Origin of the sequence: uncultured Caballeronia sp., from assembly GCF_964243625.1 — a bacterium.
Lineage (GTDB): Bacteria > Pseudomonadota > Gammaproteobacteria > Burkholderiales > Burkholderiaceae > Caballeronia.
The window spans coordinates 1-5,507 of record NZ_CAXTGZ010000412.1 but is presented as its reverse complement, the minus strand read 5'-3'; the positions used below and the strand labels follow the sequence as shown (position 1 = coordinate 5,507).

Genomic DNA, 5,507 nt, shown 5'->3' with positions numbered 1-5,507 from the left:
GCAGCGCATTCGTAATGCGAAGGTCGGGGGTTCGATTCCTCTTTCCGGCACCAAATAGCATCAAGCAAAAAGCCCAGTCTTCGGACTGGGCTTTTTGCTTTGCTGATTCGCGTTGCGTTCGACTTAAAAACTCAAGACATAAACTCCGCCCGTGTTATCTCATTATTTCTATTTGCTGCACGCTTTCGGAAAATTCGTAATAAAAGTTGTGCATTGTGCGAATTCTTCGATATGAATTTGCCGCGCTGTTAAAGTGCCCATGATTTCGTTGCTTCCCCAGGGCCTTTATCAACACGCACGCTGCAATGCCGCCAAAACCCATTCAAATAAGCGTCCGCAACGCGATCCTGCAGCGCACGCGGCATCTTTCCGCGACTCCCGTGTTGAGTCTGCTTCTCTCGGGATGCGCGTTACGCGGTGCGCCGTCATATGAAATCTTCGGCGCCTATTTTCCGCTCTGGTTAATGAGCGCGTTGATCGGGTTTATTGGCGCGCTGATCGCACATCGAATATTCGTGTCCACTGGCTTTGCGCAGATCGTCCCGTTTCAGCTTTTCGTGTGCATGGCTATTGGCGTCATGATCGCCGTGCTCTTCTGGCTTTCGGGAACGGGACATCTGCCATGAAGATCGCCGGGAAGCGCCAACGCTCTCTCAAAGGCCGCGTGATCGCGGGCGTGATCATCGTGCTCGGTCTCGCAGCGGCGTACTACGCGTATGACCGTACAACCCGCTTTCCTTCGACCGATGACGCCACAATCGATGCCGATGTAGTCCACATCGCATCGCCGGTCGGCGGCCGCATCGTCCGGTTGCTCGTGGAGGACAACCAGCACGTTGCAAAAGGCGACGTGCTGTTCGAGATCGATCCGGTTCCGTTCCGGCTGCTGGTCGCGCAGACCCAGGCCGACCTCGATCTCGCCCGGGCGGCGCTGGAAACGCGCCGCAAGAGGCTCATCAGCGAGCGCGCTAATGCGGTGATCGCAGGAGATCAGACCGGAAAAGCCGCACGCAACTATGAACTCGCATCGCGCAGCGTGCAGCGGCTCACGCCGCTCGCGGCGAAGGGCTATGTGTCCACGCAGCAGCTCGATCAGGCGCAAGTTGCCCAACGCGACGCCGCGCTGTCTCTCAAGCAGGCACAAGAACAAAAGCAGGCAACCGCGCAGACGATCGGCGACGATGCAGGCGAAGTCGCCATCGTGGTTGCGCGCGAGGCCGCACTCGCGATTGCTCAGCACAGCCTCGATTCAAGCATCGTGCGCGCGCCGCACAATGGTTTTGTCACGGGCCTCTCGGTGCTGGCCGGCGAAACAGTCGCGCCGCATCAGTCGATCTTCACGCTCGTCCACTCGGACGAATGGTTCGCGGTTGCGAACTTCCGCGAAACGGAACTCGCGCGCATTCAACCCGGCGATTGCGCAACCGTCTATTCGATGATCGACCGAAGCCAGGCGATCCACGGCAAGGTGACGGGCATCGGCGCGGGTGTTGCCGATACCGACCGGATCGATCTGCCGCGCTCATTGCCTATCGTTCAGCAATCAGTGAACTGGGTCCGCGTCGCCCAGCGCTTCCCGGTTCGCGTGCGTCTTGACGAGCCGGCCGCGCAACTGGTCCGGGTTGGCGCAAGTGCGATGGTCGAGGTGCGGCATGGCACAGCCTGCCGGTGATCTTGCCCGGCCGGGTGCCGCCGACATCCTGAAGCTCCTCGCGCCCTTTCCGGGGCGAGCGGCAATGGCGTGCCGCATTGCGTTGATCTGCGCGCTGACGGCATATGTGACAAGCGCCTACGGCACGATGGAAGCCGCGATTTCCGCTTATGTCGTGTTCTTCCTGAACCAGCCCGACCGGGTGATGAGCGTCGTGCAAAGCGTCGCGATGCTCGTGCTGGTCACGGTGTTTCTCGGCATCGTGCTGATCGTGGCCATGTTTGCGCTCGACGATCCCCTCTGGCGGGTCGCATGCATCGCGGGGCTGTCGTTCGGATTGCTGTTCGTGACGTCGGCGAGCAAGCTGCGACCGGTGGGCGCGATCCTCGCGATGATCATCGGCTTTTTGCTCGATGAACTCGGCAGCGTGCCGTTCGGCGAAGTGGCGACCCGCGCCCTGCTCTACGCCTGGGTGATGACAGCGATTCCGTTCGCAGTATCGGTTTGCGTCAACGTGCTGATCGCGCCGTCGCCACGGCGGCTCGCGGGCCGCACGCTAGCCAAGCGCCTGCGGCTTGCCGCCCGGAGCCTGGTCGACCCGGAGTCGACACAAGCCGCACTCGGCGCCTGCTTGCGTGAAGGCGATGCGCAGATCGGCACATGGCTGAAGCTGTCAGTCGTCGACGGCTCGTCGGCGCGCGCGGATTTCCCTGCGCTCAGGCAAGCGGTTTCATCGACGCTTGCGATTCTGGTCGCCGCCGATCTGGCCGCCCGCGAAGTATCGGCGCGTTTGCCGGCAGCCTTTGCAGCACCGATCGCCGACACACTGGAGAACATGGCGCGCATGCTCGAGGCAGGCGGTTATCCGGTCGATATCGAGCTCACTCTGCCAGGCGTGGCTGAACTGCCGCCGCTCGCACGAGTCGTTGCCGAAGATCTGCAGCGGGCGATCACCCGCTTTGCGGTGGTTGAAGCCGATGCACCGCTCCCACCGCCCGCCGCCAAATCCGGCGGGTTCTTTCTGCCCGATGCATTCACGAACCCCGAGCACGTCCGCTACGCGCTGAAGACCACGGCAGCCGCGATGTTCTGCTATCTGCTCTACACGCAAATCAACTGGCCGGGCATCCATACCTGCTTCATCACCGTCTACATGGTGTCGCTCGGCACGACCGCTGAAACCGTAGAGAAAATGACGCTGCGTATCGCCGGGTGTCTAATTGGCGCGATCCTCGGTACGGCTGCGATCGTGTTCCTGATGCCCGTGACGACGTCCGCTCTCGGGCTGATGGGAATCGTGTTTGCCGGTACATGGCTCTCGGCGTGGATCGCGTTTGGTTCGCCGCGTATCGCGTATGCGGGATTCCAGATCGCGCTGGTGTTTTTCATGTGCGTGATCCAGGGTCCGGCGCCCGCATTCGACTTGACCATCGCGCGGGATCGCACGATCGGGATTCTGATCGGCAACGTGGTCGTCTATCTCATCTTCACGCGCGTGTGGCCGGTAAGCGTTGCGGCGCGCGTGGATGCCGGCCTCACCGCGCTGCAAGAGCAATGGAAGCGGATCGCGATGCTGACGCACCCCGGCACGCGCCGCGCGATGGCCGCGAGCGCAATGGCTCAATGCGGCGCGCTGGAACAGGATCTCGCGACGATGCATTTCGAGCCGTCTTGGGTTCGTCCAGATGCAACGTGGATCGCCGAGCGCCGCAACGCACTGACCAGGCTCGACGCCCTTGAAACGCCCATGTTCCTGCTCGCAGAACGGCATCCGGGCGATACCGCCATCGACGATTGGATCAGCCGGCTTTCAGGTGAAACCGTTGGCGCCGGCACACCACCACCATCGCCCGCCGATGCAAACAACGACACGCGCACCGCCTTGCTCGGCCTCGGCAACGCACGCCTCATCCAACTCGAACACGCCGCGCCGAGCGACGCGGCGAAGGGCTTCACGACTCATGCTGCGGCTTAAGCCTTCCTTCGCACTGGCAATCCTGACGGCGGCGGGTCTGGCCGGCTGCGCGACATCGTCCATCGATATGGCGCCCGAGAGCCCCGACCATCCTTGGCAGCCAAAGACGGATTCGACGGGCGCCATCGTGCCCGGGCCGGCGACGGGATCAGCAGGATCGGTGTTGGCAAGCAGCTATCAATTGCCCGCGAATCCCACGCTCGCCGCCGTTCGCCCTCCTCCGGCGCTATCGCAGTCACATGCGTACGAGTTGGCCGAACTAATCGATCTGGCGGAATCGGCGAATCCGCTGACGCGTATTGCGTGGAACGATGCGCGCAACGCAGCGCTGGCGGCAGGCATTACCAAGAGCGCGTACCTTCCGCAATTATCGATAGCAGCAATGGGGCAGTACGCGGCCACCCAGGGTCCGAACTCGTCGGCGTTCGACGGTTCGTCAACCAATGGCTCGGGATACGGCGCGACATCGGTGCTGTCGCTGCAATGGCTGCTCTTCGATTTCGGCGGACGCGCCGCACGCGTCGAGGCGGCGTCGCAGGGTTCGGTGATGGCGAACATCGGCTTTACCGCGGTTCACCAGCAAGTGATTTTCGATGTCAGCGTCGCGTTCTATACCTATCAGGCGGCGCGCACCCGTATTGCCACCACGCGGCAAGGCCTGGACAACGCCGAAGCCATTTTCGCCGCCGCGCAATCGCGCTACAAACATGGCATCGGCACGGTCATCGAAGTCGCGCAGGCCAACCAGAACCGCGCGCAGGCGAAGCTCGCGCTGGTCCAGGCGCAGGGCGTCGAGAGCAATGCCTATCTGATGCTGATTTCGGCCATGGGAATATCGCCGTTATCGAAACCCATGATCGCCGTGATGCCGGCGCGCACGCTTCCGTCACCGGTGAACGATTCAATCGAGCGGATTGTGTCGGACGCGATTGCCCGGCGCCCCGACGTGCTGAGCGCCTACGCCGCCGAACGAATCAATTTCGCAAAAGTGAAGTCCGCCGAGTCGGAATTCATGCCGAAGGTTTTTCTCTCGGCGAACGGTGCGTACAACACCGGCAGTTCTTCCATATCGGCTGTTCCGAGCATCGGCCAGCAATTGCCGACGGTGAACCTGAGCGGCGGCCGCTACGGCGGCAGCGTGATCGTCGGCGTGACCATTCCGTTATACGACGGCGGCTTGCGGCAGGCCGTGCTCGCACAGGCACGCAACGATGCCGACAGTGCGTCCACCCGCCTCGCCCGAAGCCGCGAAGAAGCGGTCCGGCAGATCGTCACCGCCCAGAACACACTGCAGACGAGCCTGGCCGCGAACGCCGCCGCGAGCGAATTGCTGAGCGCCGCGCAGACCACGTACGACGCCGCGTTCGACGCATACCGCCAAGGCGTGGGTTCGATCACTGACGCGTTGCTCGCACAGAACCAACTGCTGGTCGCGAAAAACGCAGGCGCGGACAGTTACAGCGGCGCGCTCTCGGCGGCGGCCGCATTGGCGCTTGCAACCGGCTCGATTGATTCGGTTGCAGCGCGGTCCAACTAGCCCTTCCGCGCTAAATATTCTTTTCGCGGCAATGCTTCACGCCGCACACTTAAAGTAATGCGTTAAGCCCGCGATTTAAACTCATCGTAAAACGAACATATTCACGTCGCTTTATCGATGTTTCGGATTTATCTGATTTGCGAACATTCGTTTCTATGGGAATGTGCGCTCCCAAACGCATCGAGAGCAAAAAGTTTTTTAAAAGTTAATAATTTGGTCAACCGAGCCGAAATGCTGCCGTTATCAATATTAGGAGGACGCGTTATTCAGCGGTTTGCGCCACGCCGAATAGCGCATCTGGCGCATCACGCAGAGTTTGAAGCATCTGGCGAAATATTTGCCGC

At 61.5% G+C, this 5,507-nt stretch carries 4 protein-coding genes; all 4 read left to right on the top strand.

What is annotated here, in order from left to right; translation table 11 throughout:
- Positions 1 to 305 precede the first annotated feature (305 nt).
- Genes ACFFAR_RS23265 through ACFFAR_RS23250 form a run of 4 tightly spaced genes read left to right on the top strand, consistent with a single transcriptional unit; the run spans position 306 to position 5,163 of the window.
- Positions 306 to 626 carry a YtcA family lipoprotein gene (locus ACFFAR_RS23265; protein ID WP_174364390.1) on the top strand — a complete coding sequence of 107 codons (321 nt, stop codon included), beginning with the start codon at positions 306 to 308 and terminating at the stop codon, positions 624 to 626.
- The gene (mdtN, locus tag ACFFAR_RS23260) at positions 623 to 1,672 is read left to right on the top strand and encodes a multidrug transporter subunit MdtN (RefSeq protein WP_174364389.1); all 1,050 of its coding nucleotides are present in this window, start codon (positions 623 to 625) and stop codon (positions 1,670 to 1,672) included. Before ACFFAR_RS23265 ends, mdtN begins: the two co-directional genes overlap by 4 nt.
- Positions 1,653 to 3,626 carry an FUSC family protein gene (locus tag ACFFAR_RS23255; protein ID WP_174364388.1) on the top strand — a complete coding sequence of 658 codons (1,974 nt, stop codon included), beginning with the start codon at positions 1,653 to 1,655 and terminating at the stop codon, positions 3,624 to 3,626. Before mdtN ends, ACFFAR_RS23255 begins: the two co-directional genes overlap by 20 nt.
- Positions 3,613 to 5,163, top strand: a complete 1,551-nt coding sequence (locus ACFFAR_RS23250; RefSeq protein ID WP_174364387.1) for a TolC family protein — start codon at positions 3,613 to 3,615, stop codon at positions 5,161 to 5,163. The genes ACFFAR_RS23255 and ACFFAR_RS23250 overlap by 14 nt, the downstream gene beginning before the upstream one ends.
- Positions 5,164 to 5,507: the final 344 nt, after the last annotated feature.